We start from the raw sequence: 17,838 nt of genomic DNA on the forward strand, positions 1-17,838 counted from the left end.
CTGTTTTCTCGTACGGCTATCGTGGCGTGGCTGTCAACAAACAAGGAGAAAACAGCATGAAATGTGGAATCAAAGCACTGTTAATTACACTGGCTATTGCCACTTCCGGGATGAGTGCGGGCGCGCTGGCGGCGTCGCCCTCGGCTAAAGCGCAGGCTGCACAGACCAAAACAGACTCAGCTGCGCAGGCTTATACGCAATCAAAAGCGACTGATGCCGGTAAAAGTGCAGAGGATGACGGTACGCGAGTCAGCATCAATTCGGCATCGGCAGAAGAGCTCGCGCGCGTGATGAACGGTGTGGGACTTAAAAAAGCCCAGGCCATTGTTAGCTACCGCGAGGAGTACGGTCCTTTCAAAACCCTTGACGATCTCAAGCAGGTGCCGGGTATGGGCAGCGCGCTGGTTGAGCGCAATCTCGCACACCTGACGCTGTAATCGCGTAATCACTTGCACTGCGGCAAAAATTTGCCAGGATAAAGAGGTCATACCAGTTATGACCTCTGAACCTATAACAACGAAAGGCTATTGCGCTATGCAGACACAAATCAAAGTCCGTGGTTATCACCTCGATGTTTACCAGCACGTCAATAACGCCCGCTACCTTGAATTTCTTGAAGAGGCGCGCTGGGATGGCCTGGAGAACAGCGAAAGCTTCCAGTGGCTGACCGCACACAACATCGCGTTTGTGGTCGTCAACATCAACATTAACTACCGCCGCCCGGCTGTGCTTGGGGATGTGCTCACCGTGACCAGTGAGGTCCAACAACTGAATGGCAAAAGTGGTGTATTGAGCCAGGTCGTCACGCTTGAGCCAGAAGGGCAGGTGGTGGCCGATGCGCTGATCACCTTTGTCTGTATCGATCTCAAAACCCAGAAAGCGTTGCCGCTGGAAGGGGAGTTGCGCGAAAAGCTGGAGCTGATGATCGCATAAGTAATATTCAGGAATGCCCGCGCTGTCGACTCCTGTTGTACGACAGCGCGGACAGTTAGCCCTTATTTCAGACCGGTCTTTTTCTGCATCGCGGCCATCACGCCCGCTTTATCCGCAAGATAATGATTCAGACCGTTCGCGCGCAGGTTACAGGCGGCACACTGCCCGCAGCCGTCCCCTTTAATGCCGTTGTAGCAGGTCAGGGTCTCGTTGCGAACGATATCCAGCTTGCCCCAGTAGTCGGCCAGCGCCCAGGTTTCGGCTTTATCCAGCCACATCAGCGGCGTTTCGAAGCGGGTCTCTTTTGCCATACCCAGATCGACGGCGTGATTGAGTGCTTTCACGAATTCATCCCGACAGTCCGGGTAGCCAGAGAAGTCGGTCTCACATACGCCCGTGATCACCGCTTCGGCTTTCACCTGGTAGGCATAGATTGCCGTCAGGGTCAGGAAGAGAATATTACGCCCAGGTACGAAGGTATTCGGAATGCCGCTGGCATCCGGTTCGTAATCAGGAACCGGAATGCTGTCGCGGGTGAGGCTGCTGACGGCCAGTTCATTTAACAGCGTCACGTCCAGCACTTTATGAGCGCGGGCGCCCAGTTTGAGGGCCAGTTCACGAGCGACATCGATTTCAGCGCGATGACGCTGACCATAATCAAAAGTGACGCAGTGCACTTCATCATACTGGTGAAGTGCCTGAATCAGGCAGGTTGTGGAATCTTGTCCTCCGCTGAACACGACGACGGCACGTTTCATAGATCATCTCGACAGTTACGGTAAAAGCGTCATGTTAACGCCTGGCTAAAGCGGCGACCAGCTTCTTCACGCGTTTGGTGGAGGAAGCCAGGCTTCGGTGAAGTCAAACCAGCCGCGAGTGTTAAGGCGTATTCCGTTGACGCCCGGAGGAGCGCTGATTTGATACTGGTAGTTAAAGAGCGGTGTCAGGACGGCTGTCTCCATTAATCGGCTGAAGATAGCCTGAAGTCCTGCGTGTCGGTCACGTTCGTCGGCCTGCGTCTGCACCGCATCCAGTGTGGCCTGCAAATGGGCGTATGCCGGTGCGCTCAGCAGATGCGGCCAGAGCGCATCGCAGCGGAGCCATTGCTCAAGGGTGTACGCTGGCGCTTCGCCAATCAGTCTGTCTCCCATCATGATGTCTGCATCGGCAAGCTGCTGGCAACCGTCCCACGTCTTGGCGTCGTGAAAGATGACGGTCAGTTCACAGCCCTGCCGCGCAAGGTATGCTTTTAACTGGCTGGCCATGGTGTGAAGCTCAACCGGCAGGTGGTAGACAAGCGTCAATGCCTCTGGCAGCACAACGTCGGTTAAATCAGGCCATTGGGGGATCGCCCAGCCGGGAAGCAGTTCCTCGGTAGGAGTGATGAGCCCTTCGTTCAGGGGAAGCGTATGCAGCAGCGTTGAGAGATGAATGATATTAATCAGCCGCTTTGCCTGAAGTTCGCTCAGACGCGGACTTTGTTTCAGCGTGAGGTAGCAGAAGCCCAGACTGGTGCTGTTACTCACCAGCCGCAGGCTGGCCAGCTCGTCGGCCTCGCCAATGGCGATTTGCACCGGGTGGCGACAGCTGGTGCCCAGACTGTAGTCAAAAAGCTGGGGCGTGATCCAGTACTCGATAGCCTTAAGTAACGGATGACCAAGGTGATACTGCTCGTGGCTTTCCAGACGCACCAGTTCAGGCTCAAAAACGCTCAGCCGAAAGGGACCGCTGCCCACCACGGGGTAATCGGGATGCGCCAGACGGCTACAGTAGGTTGCCAGCCTGTGCGCCAGCCAGTAGTCAGGTTGATGGAGAATAAACGTCAGGCTTTGCGGATGCGTGGTTTCGATACGTAAGACGCTGCGGAAAAGCGTGTCCATGCCGGGCTGCGATAGCAGCGCCGTCAGGCTTTGCCTGAGCTGTGCCGTCTCTATTTTATCGCCGTTATGCCAGTGCAGGGTGGAGCGTATGTAGAAATGCCAGCGCAGGCCGTCAGCAGAGACTTCCCAGTGATGCGCCAGATCGCCCGTGGGTTCACTGCTGTTACCATTAAAACGCGTCAAACCAGAGAATACCTGTCCCGCCAGATGCTGCTCCGCCCGGCCAGGGAGAAACCCCGGCTGAAGCGGCTCCAGCGAGCGATAGTAGGGAATACGCAGCGTCGGCGTATCGTTCTGCCATTGCCCGCCCATAAACGGATGCAGCAGCGATCGCAAATCTTCAGGCGCGAGCTGGGCCAGCTCCAGCGCGTTGTGCTGCTGTCCACTTTTCAGGGCCTCTTCCATCATCGTATTACGCAACGAATCCGGGGTGACGTGAAAGCGTAATTCCCCACGCTTTCCTCGTCCGGAGCGGGCGTGCCAGCTTAGCCAGCCCGCCTCCTGCGCCTGGCGCAGCAGGGTGCGTACATGTCGCTCGCTGCAAAAGCAGCGGCTGGCAAGTTCACTGATGGTCACCTGCTGCGTTGCGCCGGCGGAGGGGTGCCACAGACGCTGATACTGGTTAAGACGGTTAAGCTGGCGCATGAAAAACCCGGAACAATAATTATCATCTATTCACTATTACTTCCGTATATCTCACGTAATACTGATGCACAAGTTAACCGCATCACATTTCGGGAGTAATTATGGCTCGGCTCGCTGCATTTGATATGGACGGCACGCTGTTAATGCCGGATCACCGTTTAGGGGAGAAAACCCTGAACACACTTAAGCGCCTGCGCGAGCGTGAAGTCACCCTGACGTTTGCCACTGGTCGTCATGTGCTGGAGATGCGCCATCTGCTGGGAACATTTGCCCTCGATGCGTTCCTGATCACCGGCAACGGGACGCGCATTCACTCCGTCGAGGGCGATGTGCTGCACCGTCAGGATCTGGATCCGGAAGTGGCGAACATCGTCCTGCACAGCACCTGGGATACGCAGGCCAGCGTGCATGTTTTTAACGATGAAGGCTGGTTTACCGGGCGTGAGATCCCGGCCTTGCTGCACGCTCACGTTTACAGCGGCTTTAAATATCAGCTCATCGATTTGCGCCGCATTCCGGCACACAAGGTAACCAAGATCTGCTTCTGCGGCGATCACGACGATCTCTGCCGCCTGCGTATTCAGCTTAACGAGGCGCTGGGCGACCGGGCGCACCTGACCTTCTCGGCGGTGGACTGTCTTGAAGTGCTGCCGGTGGGCTGTAACAAAGGATCTGCGCTGGCGGTGCTGAGCGATCGTCTGGGGCTGACGATGCAGGACTGTATGGCCTTTGGTGACGCCATGAACGACCACGAGATGCTGAGCAGCGTAGGCCGTGGTCTGATTATGGGGAACGCGATGCCGCAACTTATCGCCGCGCTCCCGCATTTACCGGTTATCGGACACTGTCGTAACGAAGCGGTGTCCCATTTTTTGACGCATTGGCTGGACAAAAATAACCTCCCATATTCCCCCGAATAGCGAGATCCTTCCAGCAAGCCAGGCTAAAGCCTGGCTTTTTTTTATTTCACCAGATGCAAAATCTGCGCTTTCCACGGTTCAACATCGCCAATATTGGCCTGTACCCATTCTGCGTTGTAATAGGTGTCCAGGTAGCGTTCCCCGCTGTCGCACAGCAGCGTGACGACAGAGCCGCTAAGGCCTTCTTCACGCATTCTCGCGGCCAGTTGTAGCGCCCCCCACATATTGGTGCCGGTAGAGGCTCCGACCTTACGGCCAAGCTGTTTCTCCAGCCAGTGCGCCGTCGCGACGCTGGCGGCGTCCGGCACGCGGAGCATCTCATCCACAACGTCCGGAATGAACGAGGGTTCGACGCGCGGGCGACCAATTCCTTCGATCTTGCTCCCCACAGGGCTGCGCAGGCTGGCATCGCGAGATTGCCAGTAATCAAGGAACACCGAGTTCTGAGGGTCAACCACCATCAGCTGCGTATCATAACCCTGACAGCGGATATAACGTCCGATGGTGGCGGAGGTTCCGCCCGTGCCCGCGCTCATGACAATGTAAGAGGGGACGGGATGTGGCTCGTGGGTCATCTGGCGGAAAATGCTGTCCGCAATGTTATTATTGCCGCGCCAGTCGGTGGCGCGCTCGGCGAAGGTGAACTGGTCCATATAGTGACCATTTAGTTCGCGGGCCAGCATTTCGGAGGCCGCATAGATTTCGCAGGCGCTTTCCACAAAGTGGCAGCGTCCGCCGTAAAATTCGATCTGTTCAACTTTACGTTTCGCCGTGCAGGAGGGCATCACAGCGATAAACGGAAGGCCCAGCAGGCGGGCAAAGTAGGCCTCTGAGACGGCAGTTGATCCGGACGACGATTCAATAATCGTGGTGCCTTCTTTAATCCAGCCGTTACATAAACCGTATAAAAAGAGTGAACGCGCCAGGCGATGCTTCAGGCTGCCGGTAGGATGGGTACTTTCATCCTTCAGGTAAAGCTGAATGCCGGGAAATCCAGGCAAAGGCAGGCGGATCAAATGGGTGTCTGCCGAGCGCTGATAGTCGGCATTTATTTCGCTGATGGCATGTTTAACCCAGGTGCTATTCATCGTAGTTATCCGTTTGTCATTTTGTGCCCAGCATAGCGAAAAGCACAGAAAAAATTGTTGCTATCTGGCCTTTAAAATAGAATGTAAGGAGAATAATTTTCTCTGGGAGGTGGATATGCTAGATAAAATTGACCGCAAGCTGCTCTCTTTGCTGCAAAGCGACTGCACCCTCTCTTTGCAGGCGCTGGCAGATGCCGTTAATCTGACCACCACACCGTGCTGGAAGCGCCTCAAGAAGCTGGAAGACGATGGCATTCTGCTGGGACGTGTGGCGCTGCTGGACCCCGAAAAACTGGGGCTTGGACTGACCGCCTTCGTCCTGATAAAAACGCAGCATCACAGCAGCGAATGGTACAGCCGCTTCGTCACCCAGGTTTCCGACATGCCCGAGGTGCTCGGCTTCTGGCGCATGGCGGGGGAATACGACTATCTGATGCGCGTTCAGGTGGCAGACATGAAGCGCTACGATGATTTTTACAAGCGGCTGGTCAATAGCGTACCGGGCTTGTCCGATGTCACCTCCAGTTTCGCCATGGAACAGATTAAATACACCACAGCGTTACCCATTGAATAACTTCATAAAATATCTTCAGGAAAAGACCGCGTGCGATTATTTGCCCAATTAAGCTGGTACTTTCGTCGGGAGTGGCAACGCTACCTCGGCGCGGTGGCTCTGCTTATTATCATTGCCATTTTGCAACTGATCCCGCCCAAAGTGGTGGGATACGTCGTGGATGGTGTTACGGAACAACATTACACCGCCGCACGGGTGATGATGTGGGTCGGTACGCTGGTGTTGACGGCCGTGGTGGTTTACCTGCTGCGTTATGTCTGGCGCGTGCTGCTGTTCGGCGCGTCCTATCAGCTTGCCGTTGAGCTGCGCGAGGACTTTTACCGCCAGCTGAGCCGCCAGCACCCTGAGTTTTATCTGCGTCACCGTACCGGGGATCTCATCGCCCGCGCCACTAACGATGTGGACCGTGTGGTGTTTGCCGCCGGTGAAGGGGTGTTAACGCTGGTGGATTCCCTGGTGATGGGCTGTGCGGTACTGATTGTGATGTCTACGCAAATTAGCTGGGAGCTCACGCTGCTGGCGTTGCTGCCGATGCCGCTGATGGCGCTGGCGATTAACCGCTACGGCGAGCAGCTCCATGAACGCTTTAAGCTGGCGCAGGCGGCGTTCTCGTCGTTAAACGATCGCACCCAGGAGAGCATGACCAGCATCCGCATGATCAAAGCGTTTGGTCTGGAAGACAGGCAGTCCGCGCTGTTTGCGGCCGACGCCGCCGATACCGGCGCGAAAAACATGCGCGTGGCGCGTATAGACGCCCGCTTTGATCCGACAATTTATATTGCGATTGGCATGGCGAACCTGCTGGCGGTGGGCGGCGGCAGCTGGATGGTGGTGCGAGGCACCATGACCCTCGGGCAGTTAACCAGCTTTGCGATGTACCTCGGGCTGATGATTTGGCCGATGCTGGCGCTGGCCTGGATGTTTAACATCGTTGAACGTGGGAGCGCCGCCTACAGCCGTATCCGCGCCATGCTGGCGGAAGTACCGGTAGTGAACGATGGCAGCGAGCCGGTACCGGAAGGTCCGGGTGTTCTGAAGGCTGATATCCGCGTCTTCATCTACCCGCAAACGGAACATCCGGTGCTTGAAAACGTCAGTTTCACGCTGCGTCCTGGTCAGATGCTGGGCATCTGCGGCCCGACGGGCTCCGGTAAAAGCACCATTCTGTCACTGATTCAGCGCCATTTTGACGTGAGCGAAGGCGATATCCGTTTCCATGACGTTTCCCTGCCACGTCTGCTGCTGGATGACTGGCGCAGCCGCCTGGCGGTCGTCAGCCAGACGCCGTTTTTGTTTTCAGACACCATAGCCAACAATATCGCGCTCGGGTGCCCGACGGCGACACAGGACCAGATCGAGCATGTGGCGCGCTTAGCCAGCGTCCATGAGGATATTCTGCGCCTGCCGCAGGGCTACGACACAGAAGTGGGTGAGCGGGGCGTTATGCTCTCCGGTGGACAAAAACAGCGTATCTCTATTGCCCGCGCGCTGCTGCTGGACGCTGAGATCCTGATTCTGGATGATGCGCTGTCCGCGGTTGACGGGCGTACCGAGCATCAAATTCTGCATAACCTTCGCCAATGGGGGGAGGGGCGCACGGTCATCATCAGCGCGCACCGTCTGTCGGCCCTTACCGAAGCCAGTGAAATTCTGGTGCTTCAGCACGGGCATATTGCCCAACGTGGTCAACATGAACAGCTCGCCGGGCAGGCCGGCTGGTATCGGGATATGTACCGCTATCAACAGCTTGAAGCTGCGCTGGATGAGGAGGTCACCGATGCGTAAGTTTGGACAGATGTGGCCGACGTTAAAACGGCTGCTCGCCTATGGCTCACCGTGGCGCAAACCGCTTTCCATTGCCGTGCTGTTACTGTGGATCGCCGCGATTGCGGAGGTGACCGGTCCGCTGCTTATCAGCTATTTTATCGATAACATGGTGGCGAAAAGCTATCTGCCGCTGGGGCTGGTGGCGGGGCTGGGTGTGGCGTATGTCGGGCTACAGTTGACGGCGGCGGGACTGCACTATGCGCAGTCGCTGCTGTTTAACCGGGCCGCCGTGGGCGTGGTCCAGCAGCTACGCACGGATGTGATGGATGCCGCGCTGCGCCAGCCGCTGAGCGAGTTTGATACCCAGCCGGTCGGGCAGGTTATTTCGCGCGTCACCAATGACACCGAGGTGATCCGCGACCTTTATGTGACTGTTGTCGCAACGGTTCTGCGCAGTGCCGCATTGATTGGCGCGATGCTGGTGGCGATGTTCAGTCTGGACTGGCGGATGGCGCTGGTGGCGATCGCTATTTTCCCGGCGGTGCTGATTGTGATGGTTATTTATCAGCGCTACAGCACGCCGATTGTTCGTCGCGTGCGCGCTTACCTTGCAGATATCAATGATGGCTTCAACGAAGTGATCAACGGCATGAGCGTTATCCAGCAGTTTCGCCAGCAGGCGCGTTTTGGCGAGCGAATGGGAGAAGCCAGCCGTTCGCACTATATGGCGCGGATGCAGACGTTACGTCTGGACGGCTTCCTGTTACGCCCGCTGCTGAGCCTCTTCTCTGCGCTGGTGCTGTGCGGGATGTTGATGCTGTTTGGCCTGACGACGCGTGGAACCATTGAGGTGGGAGTGCTGTACGCGTTTATCAGTTACCTTGGCCGTCTTAACGAACCGCTGATTGAACTCACTACGCAGCAATCGATGCTGCAACAGGCGGTAGTCGCGGGTGAGCGTGTGTTTGAGCTGATGGACAGGCCGCGTCAGACCTATGGCGATGATGAACGTCCGCTGGAAAGTGGATCCATAGCGTTTGATCATGTCTCGTTTGCCTACCGCGACGATCAGCTTGTCTTGCAGGATATCAACCTCGAGGTACCGTCGCGCGGTTTTGTCGCCCTGGTTGGGCATACCGGCAGCGGCAAAAGCACGCTCGCCAGTTTGCTGATGGGCTACTATCCGTTGACGCAGGGGGAGATCCGTCTGGATGGACGGCCTCTTTCCGCGCTTAGCCACAACGCGTTGCGTAAAGGCGTCGCGATGGTGCAGCAGGATCCGGTAGTGCTGGCGGATACCTTTTATGCCAACGTGACGCTGGGACGATCTTTCACGCCTGAGCAGGTATGGGAGGTGCTGGAAACGGTGCAGCTGGCAGATCTGGCGCGCGGGTTAAGCGAGGGGATCAATACCCGGCTGGGCGAGCAAGGCAATAACCTCTCTGTCGGGCAAAAGCAGCTCCTGGCGCTGGCGCGCGTGCTGATTGAGACGCCGCAGGTGTTGATTCTGGATGAAGCGACCGCAAGCATCGACTCCGGTACCGAACAGGCGATCCAGCTGGCGCTGGCTGCCGTGCGGGATCGTACTACGCTGGTGGTGATCGCTCACCGCCTCTCAACGATCGTCGATGCCGATACCATTCTGGTGCTGCACCGTGGCCAGGCCGTTGAACGGGGTACGCACAAAGCGCTGCTCGAGGCGAAAGGACGCTACTGGCAGATGTATCAGTTGCAGCTGGCAGGCGACGAGCTGGCCGCCAGCGTGCGCGAGGAGGAGTCGCTCAGCGCCTGATGCACCATAACAAGGCAATGCGCTAACAGTCTTAACCGTTGGTGCAAAACTGAAACGCACCCTGCACTGCCATGGTGCGTTTTTTTTCACCCCTTCGCGGCGCATGCGCGCCGCGGCGCTTTCCTCCTCACATTTCACTTCTGGCACACCCTTTGCAATATCCCTCTCGTGTTAGCTGCGGCCATTACCGAATTCTGACTGGAGGGGATATATGAAGCTGGTTACGGTGGTAATCAAACCATTCAAACTCGAAGACGTGCGTGAAGCGCTGTCTTCCATGGGTATTCAGGGACTGACTGTCACCGAAGTGAAAGGCTTTGGGCGTCAGAAAGGTCATGCCGAGCTTTATCGCGGGGCGGAATACAGCGTTAACTTCCTGCCAAAAGTGAAGATTGATGTGGCGATTGCCGACGATCAGCTTGATGAGGTGATTGATGTCGTCAGCAAAGCGGCCTACACCGGAAAAATTGGCGACGGCAAAATTTTCGTTGCCGAACTACAGCGCGTCATTCGCATCCGTACCGGCGAATCTGACGAAGCGGCGTTGTAAGTAACTCCTGGCACACAGTGATAGGGATCGAGAAAATGATGAAAGCAACAATGAAAACAGGTCTGGGTTCGCTGGCACTGCTGCCGGGCCTGGCAATGGCTGCACCTGCTGTGGCAGACAAAGCCGATAATGCCTTTATGATGATTTGCACCGCGCTGGTGCTGTTCATGACGATTCCGGGGATCGCGCTGTTTTACGGCGGCCTGATCCGCGGCAAGAACGTACTCTCCATGCTGACGCAGGTTGCCGTCACGTTCGCGCTGGTGTGCGTGCTGTGGGTGGTTTACGGTTACTCGCTGGCCTTCGGGGAGGGTAACGCCTTCTTCGGCAACGTTAACTGGGCGATGCTGAAAAATATCGAACTGACCGCGGTAATGGGCAGCTTCTATCAGTATATTCATGTCGCGTTCCAGGGCTCATTCGCGTGCATCACCGTGGGGCTGATTGTGGGCGCGCTGGCTGAGCGTATCCGCTTCTCTGCGGTACTGATTTTCGTGGTGGTCTGGCTGACGCTCTCCTATGTCCCGATTGCGCATATGGTCTGGGGCGGTGGTCTGTTGGCTTCCCATGGCGCTCTGGACTTTGCGGGCGGCACCGTTGTTCACATCAACGCCGCCGTAGCCGGCCTGGTAGGCGCATACCTGATTGGCAAGCGCGTGGGCTTCGGGAAAGAAGCATTTAAGCCGCACAACCTGCCGATGGTCTTTACCGGCACCGCCATCCTCTACTTTGGCTGGTTCGGCTTCAACGCAGGTTCAGCCAGCGCCGCTAACGAAATCGCCGCGCTGGCCTTCGTGAATACCGTGGTGGCAACTGCCGGGGCCATCCTCTCATGGGTATTTGGCGAGTGGGCCGTTCGCGGCAAGCCATCCCTGCTGGGTGCCTGTTCTGGGGCGATTGCCGGTCTGGTAGGTATTACGCCAGCATGCGGTTACGTGGGCGTGGGCGGCGCATTGCTGATCGGTATCGTCGCGGGTCTGGCGGGGCTGTGGGGCGTTACCGCACTGAAACGTATTCTGCGCGTTGACGATCCGTGTGATGTATTCGGCGTACACGGTGTGTGCGGCATTATCGGCTGTATCATGACCGGTATCTTTGCTGCACAATCTTTGGGCGGCGTGGGTTATGCTGAAGGCGTGACCATGATGCATCAGGTGCTGGTCCAGCTTGAAAGTATCGCGATTACGGTTGTCTGGTCGGGCGTTGTGGCCTTTATCGGCTACAAGCTGGCCGATATGACCGTGGGGCTGCGCGTACCGGAAGAGCAGGAGCGCGAAGGTCTGGACGTCAACAGCCACGGCGAGAATGCGTACAACGCATAATTTGAGTGCCTTGCCGGGTGGTGGCTTCGCCTTACCCGGCCTGAAAAAGTGAAATTTGCAGGCCCGGTAAGCGTAGCGACCGGGCTTTTTACCTCACCCGCGATTACGCATCACACCTTCCTGCACGGTAGAAGCCACCAGCACACCATCCTGGGTGTAAAACTCCCCGCGAACAAAACCGCGTGCGCTGGACGCAGAGGTACTTTCTACGCTGTAAAGCAGCCACTCGTTCATGTCGAAAGGACGATGGAACCACATGGAATGGTCAATCGTGGCGACCTGCATCCCTTTTTCCAGGAATCCCACGCCGTGCGGCTGTAGCGCAACCGGCAGGAAGTTGAAATCCGACGCATAACCCAGCAGATACTGATGCACGCGCAAGTCTGCCGGTACGCTGCCGTTGGCGCGGATCCACACCTGGCGGGTGGGCTCAGCAGTATGCCCCTTCATTGGGTTATGAAATTCGACCGGGCGGATCTCCAGCGGTTTATCGCACAGAAACTTCTCTTTTACCTGCGGCGGCAGCAGATGTGCGAGTGTACGGGCAATTTCGGTTTCCGATTTCAGATCGTCCGGCGATGGGGCAGACGGCATCTGTTTTTGATGCTCATAGCCCGGCTCTGGCGCCTGAAAGGAGGCGGTCATGTAGAAGATGGGTTTCCCATGCTGGATGGCCGCCACACGGCGAGCGCTGAAGCTTTGGCCGTCACGCAGAACTTCCACGTCGTACACAATCGGTTTAGCGCTGTCACCGGGGCGTAAAAAGTAGCTGTGGAATGAGTGCACCAGACGGTCTGCCGGAACAGTCTCCTTAGCGGCATATAGCGCTTGCCCCACGACCTGGCCCCCAAAAACCTGGCGTAAGCCTAAATCTTCGCTTTGTCCGCGAAAAAGCCCTTCTTCTATTTTTTCCAGGTTCAGCAATGTCAGCAGATTGTTCAGTGCCTGACTCATAGTGGTCCTCAATAAACGCCGTGGCGAAAGATACGCTGAGTATAACGCAGAAACGATAGTGGTCCGATGGGTAGAATTATCTTAATACCTGGGCAAAATTAGGCATAAATCCGTGATTTGTGCCACACTTGTTTACGTTATGTGAATAAAACGACATCGGATGGGATCGATCCCGCCGGTGCATTGATGATAAGGAGACTTCAATGAAACTCGTGCCTATGTTAAGCGGTGTTGCAATGGCGGTGGCGTTGTCCGCCTGTGCGGATAAGAGTGCCGATGTAGCGGTACCAACGGCGACCCCAAACGGGATTAACACTCTTTCACAGCAAGCTATTCGACAGCCTAACGTGTCCGGTACCATCTGGATCAAACAGAAAGTCGCTCTGCCGCCGGACGCGGTTTTAACGGTCACGTTATCCGATGCGTCACTGGCGGATGCACCGTCTAAAGTCCTTGCACAGCGTGCAGTTCGTACAGAGGGTAAACAGGCGCCGTTCAGCTTCGTGCTGCCGTACAACCCGTCTGACGTTCAGCCTAACGCGCGTATCCTCCTGAGCGCGGCGGTAACGATCAACGATAAGCTGGTCTTTATCACCGATACCGTGCAGGAAGCGGTCAACAAAGGGGGCACCAAAATCGACCTGACCCTGGTCCCGGTGCAGCAGACTGAAGTGCCTGTGGCAACGCAGACCAATCAGCCGACCTTGCCTACACCGCCAACACAGTTGTAACTTTCTTTCGCCCTCTTCATTTTGACGGGAGAGGGCGTCAGTATTCCCAGCGATACTTCTGCATATCTATCTGTCCCGTCCCGGACACCTGTACCCCTTCTGAGAGTAATGCCTGACGCTGGCGCTGCAAGTCTGGCCCGGTGAGGGAAATGGCGCCATGGCGATTAACGACCCGGTGCCATGGTAACGTACTTCCCTCCGGAAGCCTTCTTAGCACGCCGCCAACCTGACGCGCTGCGCGCGGAGAGCCCGCCAGTCGGGCGACTTCCCCATAGGTCGTGACACAGCCTTCCGGAATCGAGGCCACGATTTGCCACACTCGCTGTGGGAAAGAGTCGTGTTCGTCCATTGTTTCTCCAGCGGGAAATCAGCGAAGGGTAATGTTATACGAAGATAAAGAAGATTGTCGGGTCAGTTTGCGCAATAATCCAGCATCCAGTTGCCAGCGGCTTGCAATTGAGGTGCTCCACAGGGATAATGCGCCAGCGCGTTGGTTATCAACGCTCTCAATGGGGGCTCTGTTGGTTCTCCCGCAACGCTACTCTGTTCACCAGGTCAGGTCCGGAAGGAAGCAGCCAGGGCAGACGACGTGGGTGCCGGGATGTAGCTGGCAGGGCCCCCACCCATTTGTGTTCTTCTCTGAAGTTTCCCCCTATATAAACCTTCTCAATTATGTGCCTATTTTGTTCGTGCAATATATCCTTCATTGAACTGAAATAATAATGTCATAAACCTGTAATAATAGACTGTCATTTTATTATCGGGCGTCTTTTTGTTGTCATAAGTAAAAAATATATATCTGGATAACAAACTTATCTTCGTGTATTAAATTAAACACGTGTTCCGAAAGGATGTGACAATCATGGTAACTGCGGTTTTAAACGTTAAAATTGATGAAGCGCTAAAAGAAAGACTCCGCCACTATGCGGAAGACAATAATGAGAATTTAAGCGTGACCACAGAGAAACTGCTGCTGCTGGCATTTGAAGCAGTAGAAGAGGCGGGAGTATCGGAAGAGGATGTTGATAATCAGCATACGGAAGAAGAGAGCGTAAATCCATTTACTCCTAAAGAAATCAAAGCACTACGTAAACTTCTGAAGAAGAGAAAATGAAACAACAACTATCGACTGCCAGCGATTACAACGAGGCCTGCAATCTGTTACGTTCGGGCTATGTGAAACATGTTCGTCTTGGCTGGAATGTAGGAAGTGATGAGTTCTTTCGAATTGCGTCTGACTGGTGTGATACCGGTGCAAAAATAAAGAAAGAAGGTGAAAATTTCATTATTTCGCTGAAAGGCTTCCCGATTCCTCCTCAACATTAAGTTGTTCTTCATGAAAACAGCTGACTGCATGCGTTACAGTCAGCTGTTTTTATTGTTTCTGGCGAATAATTTACACCAGGCTCCGTTTTACTGGCGGTGTACTTTTATTTAAGGCAAGCCACAGCGGTTTGATACGCAGTAATGCCTCTTCAAGTTCTGGCGAATTGAGTGAGAAGGGGATACGCAGGTAGCGGTCAAACGCGCCTGAAAGCCCAAAGCGCGTGCCGGTGCCCATAATGATGCCTGTCGTTTCCGCACGTGCAGCCAGTTGAGTCGCCAGCATGTCGGGTAGTTCAATCCAGTATGAAAGTCCTCCCTCCGCTTCCTGAAACCGCCATTCGGGGAAATGCTCCCGTAACATCTGGCCGCAGCGGTCACGCCGTTCTGCCAGCATTTCCCGCCGGGCAGGCAGGAAGGTTTCACTGTTTTCGATAAGCCACAGCGTGGCCAGCTGTTCCAGCACCGGAGAGCCCAGATCCAGCGTGTCGCGCGTCTGTGCGAGCGTGGCGATAGTGCGGGACGAGGCGCGGATCCAGCCGAGACGAAGCCCACCCCAGAAGCTTTTGCCTGCGGAACCCAGCGTAATCACTGCGGCCTCCGGGTTAAAGGCGGCCAGCGGCGGCGGCGGGGGAGCATCGAACCAGAGATCGACCATGGTTTCATCCACCACCAGCGTGGTGCGGGTTTGCGCGGCGATGTCGGTTATTGTCTGACGCGTCGCGGCATCCATGCAGCGCCCGGTCGGATTATGAAAATCCGGCATTAGATAGGCCAGACGCGGGGCTGTCTGGGCAAGCGTTGCGGCAAAACCATCGGTATCCCAGCCCGTTTCTGGCAGCGAGACGCCCACGGGCCGGCATTGCGCCCCCTGAATCGCGGCTATCGCCAGCGGGTAGGTGGGATGATCCACCACCACGCGATCCCCGGGCCCGGTCATCATTCTTAAGATCAGGGCGAAGCCGCTGACGGCACCGTTCACCACCATCACTTCGTCTGCCCGGGTGGGCAGACCGCGTGCGGTGTAGCGGGCGGCGATAGCTTCACGCAGCGCTGGAAGCCCAAGCTGATCGTACCCGGTCAGCGCCAGATTCGGCGTAATGGTCGTCAGCGCGTGGGTGTAGGCCTGATGGATCTCTGGCCCCGCGTTGAGCGCGGCGGTTGAGAGATCCAGCGCCGCGCTGGCAGTGGAAAGCGTGGGCACGGCCCGGCTGTCTGGCAGGATCGCCCGGGAACCGCTGCCGTGACGGCTCTCCAGAAAACCCTCTTCACGCAGATGCGCCAGCGCGCTGCTGATGGTGGTGCGGCTGACGTCCAGTGCGGCGGCCAGTTCCCGCTCTCCGGGCAGGCGCGTGTTTAGCGCCAGCCTGCCATCCAGAATTAACAGGCGTAACGCGTCAGCCAGCTGGCGCCACCGCGGGGTGCGGGAAGAGGTTTGTTGCCAGTGCCCTAACAGGCGAACCAGAGACTGGCTTCCAAAACGACGTGATGACATGTGCAGTCCACTATTTGAAAACTGGACATTAATCATAGTGCCATTTTCAGCGAAGATGGAAGCTGGTTCTTCGGAGAAGAGAAAATGGTGCGTCGTCTGGTACAACTTTATGTCGGTTTAGCCCTTTACGGACTTTCAACCGCGATGTTTATTCGTTCGGATCTGGGTGTTGATCCCTGGAATGTTTTTCACCTTGGCGTCGCCATCCAGGCCGGAATGAGCATCGGCACGGTGATGATTTTAACCGGGGCTGCGGTGCTGCTGCTATGGATCCCGTTGCGTCAGCTTCCGGGGCTGGGTACGGTCAGTAACGTGATTTGTATTGGCCTGGCGGCAGATGCGTCAATGGCATTGATCCCGGAACTCACCTCGCTGCCCGTGCGCATCACCCTGCTGGTTTCCGGCATTGTGGTTAACGCCCTTGCCACCGGAATGTATATCGGCGCGGGTTTTGGCGCAGGCCCGCGCGACGGTCTGATGACCGGCATACACGCCCGGCTGGGCTGGTCGATCCGCAGCGTGCGTACCGCAATCGAGGTGACCGTGTTGATCGTCGGCTATCTCCTCGGGGGAGCGTTTGGCGTCGGAACCGTGCTATATGCGTTAACCATCGGCCCGCTGATCCAGCTTTGTTTGCCGTGGTTTCGCCAGAGACCGCGCATGCAGAAAGCCGCGCAGCCGGAGCGGATTGCTTAATTTTGCGAAGCGCTCACAGGCTATAATGGCGTAACTGTGTCAGAATAGTGACTACCTTTTACGACGCCAGAATCTATGAAAGCGATCACTCTTTATGACGTTGCCCGCGTAGCGGGCGTTTCTTATCAGACCGTTTCCCGGGTGATTAACGACGCGGAACACGTTTCTGCCCGTACGCGGGAAAAGGTCCGACAGGCCATGGCGGCGCTACACTATGTACCTAACCGTGGCGCGCAGCAGCTGGCCGGAAAACGCACCCGCACGCTGGGGCTGATGACCAGCGATCTGGCGCTGCATGCGCCGTCGCAAATCGCCTCAGCTGTAAAATCCCGGGCAGTGGAGCAGGGGGCTGGCGTGCTCATCTCTATGGTGGAGCAGCCCGCGCAGTGTCAGGCTGCTTTGCAGGAGTTACTGGCGCAGCGCGTGGAGGCGCTGCTGGTGAACGTTCCGCTGGAAGATGCACAGGCAGAAATGCTTCAGGAAATGGCCTCGCCGACCCCGGTTCTTTTTCTTGATGTTTCCCCCACAGCTCGGGTTAACAGCCTCGTTTTCAATGCTGAACAGGGCGCTGCCCTGGGGACGGAGCATCTGCTTTCGCTGGGGCACCGGCGAATTGCGCTGCTCGCCGGGCCGGAAAGTTCTGTCTCTGCCCGGGCTCGTCTGGCGGGATGGAAAACTACGCTGGCTCAGGCTGGCGTTGAGGCGTTTGCGGTGGCGCAGGGCGACTGGAGCGCGGCCTCGGGCTACGAGAAAGGGCATCAGCTTCTGGCGGGCGCACAGCTGCCGGAAGCGATCCTTGTGGCGAACGATCAGATGGCGCTTGGCGTTTTACGCGCCTGTGCGGAAAAAGGCGTTGCGGTACCGGGGCAGATCTCGGTTGTCGGGTTTGATGATACGGCTGACAGCGCGTGGTTTTCCCCTCCGCTGACCACCGTTCGGCAGGCGTTCCGCGAGGCCGGTGAACGCAGCGTGGAGTGGCTCCTGGCAACTGCCCGTCACGCCGAACCCTGGCAACAACAACTTCCCGTTACGTTGATCGTTCGTCATTCCACCGCGCCGCGCGCCGTACAACAGGCCGATCGTGAAGAGCTGGCGCAACAGCTAAGAACGCTGGCGCTGCTGGCGGAGAAACTGGCGCGCAGCTAGCGCTTTTGTGATCGTGCTCGCC

19 protein-coding genes and 1 other RNA gene are annotated in these 17,838 nt (G+C 56.6%); 14 read left to right on the forward strand and 6 right to left on the reverse strand.

Features of this window, described 5'->3' with window-relative positions; translation table 11 throughout:
• The first annotated feature begins 56 nt into the window (after positions 1-56).
• Together ACQG0S_RS05000 and ACQG0S_RS05005 are read left to right on the forward strand one after the other, a co-directional pair.
• A complete protein-coding gene (locus ACQG0S_RS05000; RefSeq protein WP_038415510.1) occupies positions 57-437 on the forward strand; it encodes a helix-hairpin-helix domain-containing protein in 381 nt (126 codons plus the stop codon).
• Between the two features lie 97 nt (positions 438-534).
• The gene (locus ACQG0S_RS05005) at positions 535-933 is read left to right on the forward strand and encodes a YbgC/FadM family acyl-CoA thioesterase (RefSeq protein WP_017694410.1); all 399 of its coding nucleotides are present in this window, start codon (positions 535-537) and stop codon (positions 931-933) included.
• Positions 934-995: 62 nt separating this feature from the next.
• Here the strand turns inward: ACQG0S_RS05005 and queC are convergent, their stop codons facing one another.
• Positions 996-1,691 carry a 7-cyano-7-deazaguanine synthase QueC gene (gene queC, locus ACQG0S_RS05010; protein WP_022647250.1) on the reverse strand — a complete coding sequence of 232 codons (696 nt, stop codon included), beginning with the start codon at positions 1,689-1,691 and terminating at the stop codon, positions 996-998.
• Between the two features lie 66 nt (positions 1,692-1,757).
• Positions 1,758-3,458, reverse strand: coding sequence for an SgrR family transcriptional regulator (locus tag ACQG0S_RS05015; RefSeq protein WP_045622308.1), 1,701 nt, complete (start codon positions 3,456-3,458; stop codon positions 1,758-1,760).
• A 101-nt stretch (positions 3,459-3,559) separates the two neighbouring features.
• Between ACQG0S_RS05015 and cof the strand changes: the two genes are divergently transcribed.
• Positions 3,560-4,378, forward strand: coding sequence for an HMP-PP phosphatase (gene cof / locus ACQG0S_RS05020; protein ID WP_022647252.1), 819 nt, complete (start codon positions 3,560-3,562; stop codon positions 4,376-4,378).
• 41 nt (positions 4,379-4,419) lie between these two features.
• Here the strand turns inward: cof and ACQG0S_RS05025 are convergent, their stop codons facing one another.
• Positions 4,420-5,466 carry a PLP-dependent cysteine synthase family protein gene (locus tag ACQG0S_RS05025; protein WP_048966742.1) on the reverse strand — a complete coding sequence of 349 codons (1,047 nt, stop codon included), beginning with the start codon at positions 5,464-5,466 and terminating at the stop codon, positions 4,420-4,422.
• 115 nt (positions 5,467-5,581) lie between these two features.
• Here ACQG0S_RS05025 and ACQG0S_RS05030 point away from each other — a divergent pair, with 115 nt between their 5' ends.
• The 5 genes from ACQG0S_RS05030 to amtB all read left to right on the forward strand — a co-directional run bounded on the left by ACQG0S_RS05030 (position 5,582) and on the right by amtB (position 11,471).
• Entirely contained in the window at positions 5,582-6,040 is a 459-nt protein-coding gene (locus ACQG0S_RS05030) for an Lrp/AsnC family transcriptional regulator (protein ID WP_022647254.1), read from the forward strand.
• A 30-nt stretch (positions 6,041-6,070) separates the two neighbouring features.
• Positions 6,071-7,825 carry a SmdA family multidrug ABC transporter permease/ATP-binding protein gene (locus ACQG0S_RS05035; RefSeq protein ID WP_023305589.1) on the forward strand — a complete coding sequence of 585 codons (1,755 nt, stop codon included), beginning with the start codon at positions 6,071-6,073 and terminating at the stop codon, positions 7,823-7,825.
• Positions 7,818-9,599: a SmdB family multidrug efflux ABC transporter permease/ATP-binding protein gene (locus ACQG0S_RS05040; protein WP_023299457.1), complete on the forward strand. Its 1,782-nt coding sequence runs from the start codon at positions 7,818-7,820 to the stop codon at positions 9,597-9,599. Before ACQG0S_RS05035 ends, ACQG0S_RS05040 begins: the two co-directional genes overlap by 8 nt.
• A 211-nt stretch (positions 9,600-9,810) precedes the next feature.
• Positions 9,811-10,149, forward strand: coding sequence for a P-II family nitrogen regulator (gene glnK, locus ACQG0S_RS05045; protein ID WP_006809867.1), 339 nt, complete (start codon positions 9,811-9,813; stop codon positions 10,147-10,149).
• 35 nt (positions 10,150-10,184) lie between these two features.
• Entirely contained in the window at positions 10,185-11,471 is a 1,287-nt protein-coding gene (gene amtB / locus ACQG0S_RS05050) for an ammonium transporter AmtB (protein ID WP_022647257.1), read from the forward strand.
• Positions 11,472-11,564: 93 nt separating this feature from the next.
• On the opposite strand, the gene tesB is transcribed toward amtB, so the two are convergent.
• Positions 11,565-12,425 carry an acyl-CoA thioesterase II gene (tesB, locus tag ACQG0S_RS05055; protein ID WP_045307883.1) on the reverse strand — a complete coding sequence of 287 codons (861 nt, stop codon included), beginning with the start codon at positions 12,423-12,425 and terminating at the stop codon, positions 11,565-11,567.
• Between the two features lie 203 nt (positions 12,426-12,628).
• Here tesB and ACQG0S_RS05060 point away from each other — a divergent pair, with 203 nt between their 5' ends.
• Entirely contained in the window at positions 12,629-13,156 is a 528-nt protein-coding gene (locus tag ACQG0S_RS05060) for a YbaY family lipoprotein (RefSeq protein WP_022647259.1), read from the forward strand.
• Between the two features lie 37 nt (positions 13,157-13,193).
• Here the strand turns inward: ACQG0S_RS05060 and ACQG0S_RS05065 are convergent, their stop codons facing one another.
• Positions 13,194-13,505 carry an MGMT family protein gene (locus tag ACQG0S_RS05065; protein WP_022647260.1) on the reverse strand — a complete coding sequence of 104 codons (312 nt, stop codon included), beginning with the start codon at positions 13,503-13,505 and terminating at the stop codon, positions 13,194-13,196.
• Between the two features lie 170 nt (positions 13,506-13,675).
• Here ACQG0S_RS05065 and ffs point away from each other — a divergent pair.
• The 3 genes from ffs to ACQG0S_RS05080 all read left to right on the forward strand — a co-directional run bounded on the left by ffs (position 13,676) and on the right by ACQG0S_RS05080 (position 14,482).
• An RNA gene (gene ffs / locus ACQG0S_RS05070) (signal recognition particle sRNA small type) lies at positions 13,676-13,772 on the forward strand.
• Positions 13,773-14,018: 246 nt separating this feature from the next.
• On the forward strand, positions 14,019-14,270 hold the full coding sequence (locus tag ACQG0S_RS05075) for a hypothetical protein (protein ID WP_022647261.1): 252 nt from the start codon (positions 14,019-14,021) through the stop codon (positions 14,268-14,270).
• Positions 14,267-14,482, forward strand: a complete 216-nt coding sequence (locus ACQG0S_RS05080) for a hypothetical protein (protein WP_006809861.1) — start codon at positions 14,267-14,269, stop codon at positions 14,480-14,482. Before ACQG0S_RS05075 ends, ACQG0S_RS05080 begins: the two co-directional genes overlap by 4 nt.
• A 70-nt stretch (positions 14,483-14,552) precedes the next feature.
• Here ACQG0S_RS05080 and ACQG0S_RS05085 read toward each other — a convergent pair whose 3' ends face one another.
• Positions 14,553-15,974 (reverse strand): PLP-dependent aminotransferase family protein, encoded by a 1,422-nt coding sequence (locus tag ACQG0S_RS05085; RefSeq protein ID WP_048966168.1) that lies wholly within the window; start codon positions 15,972-15,974, stop codon positions 14,553-14,555.
• Positions 15,975-16,058: 84 nt separating this feature from the next.
• Between ACQG0S_RS05085 and ACQG0S_RS05090 the strand changes: the two genes are divergently transcribed.
• Together ACQG0S_RS05090 and ACQG0S_RS05095 are read left to right on the forward strand one after the other, a co-directional pair.
• Positions 16,059-16,670 carry a YczE/YyaS/YitT family protein gene (locus tag ACQG0S_RS05090; RefSeq protein WP_022647263.1) on the forward strand — a complete coding sequence of 204 codons (612 nt, stop codon included), beginning with the start codon at positions 16,059-16,061 and terminating at the stop codon, positions 16,668-16,670.
• A gap of 75 nt (positions 16,671-16,745) precedes the next feature.
• On the forward strand, positions 16,746-17,816 hold the full coding sequence (locus ACQG0S_RS05095) for a LacI family DNA-binding transcriptional regulator (RefSeq protein WP_045307885.1): 1,071 nt from the start codon (positions 16,746-16,748) through the stop codon (positions 17,814-17,816).
• The last annotated feature ends 22 nt before the right edge of the window (positions 17,817-17,838 follow it).

The organism is Enterobacter cloacae complex sp. 418I7 (assembly GCF_050030705.1).
Lineage (GTDB): Bacteria > Pseudomonadota > Gammaproteobacteria > Enterobacterales > Enterobacteriaceae > Enterobacter > Enterobacter intestinihominis.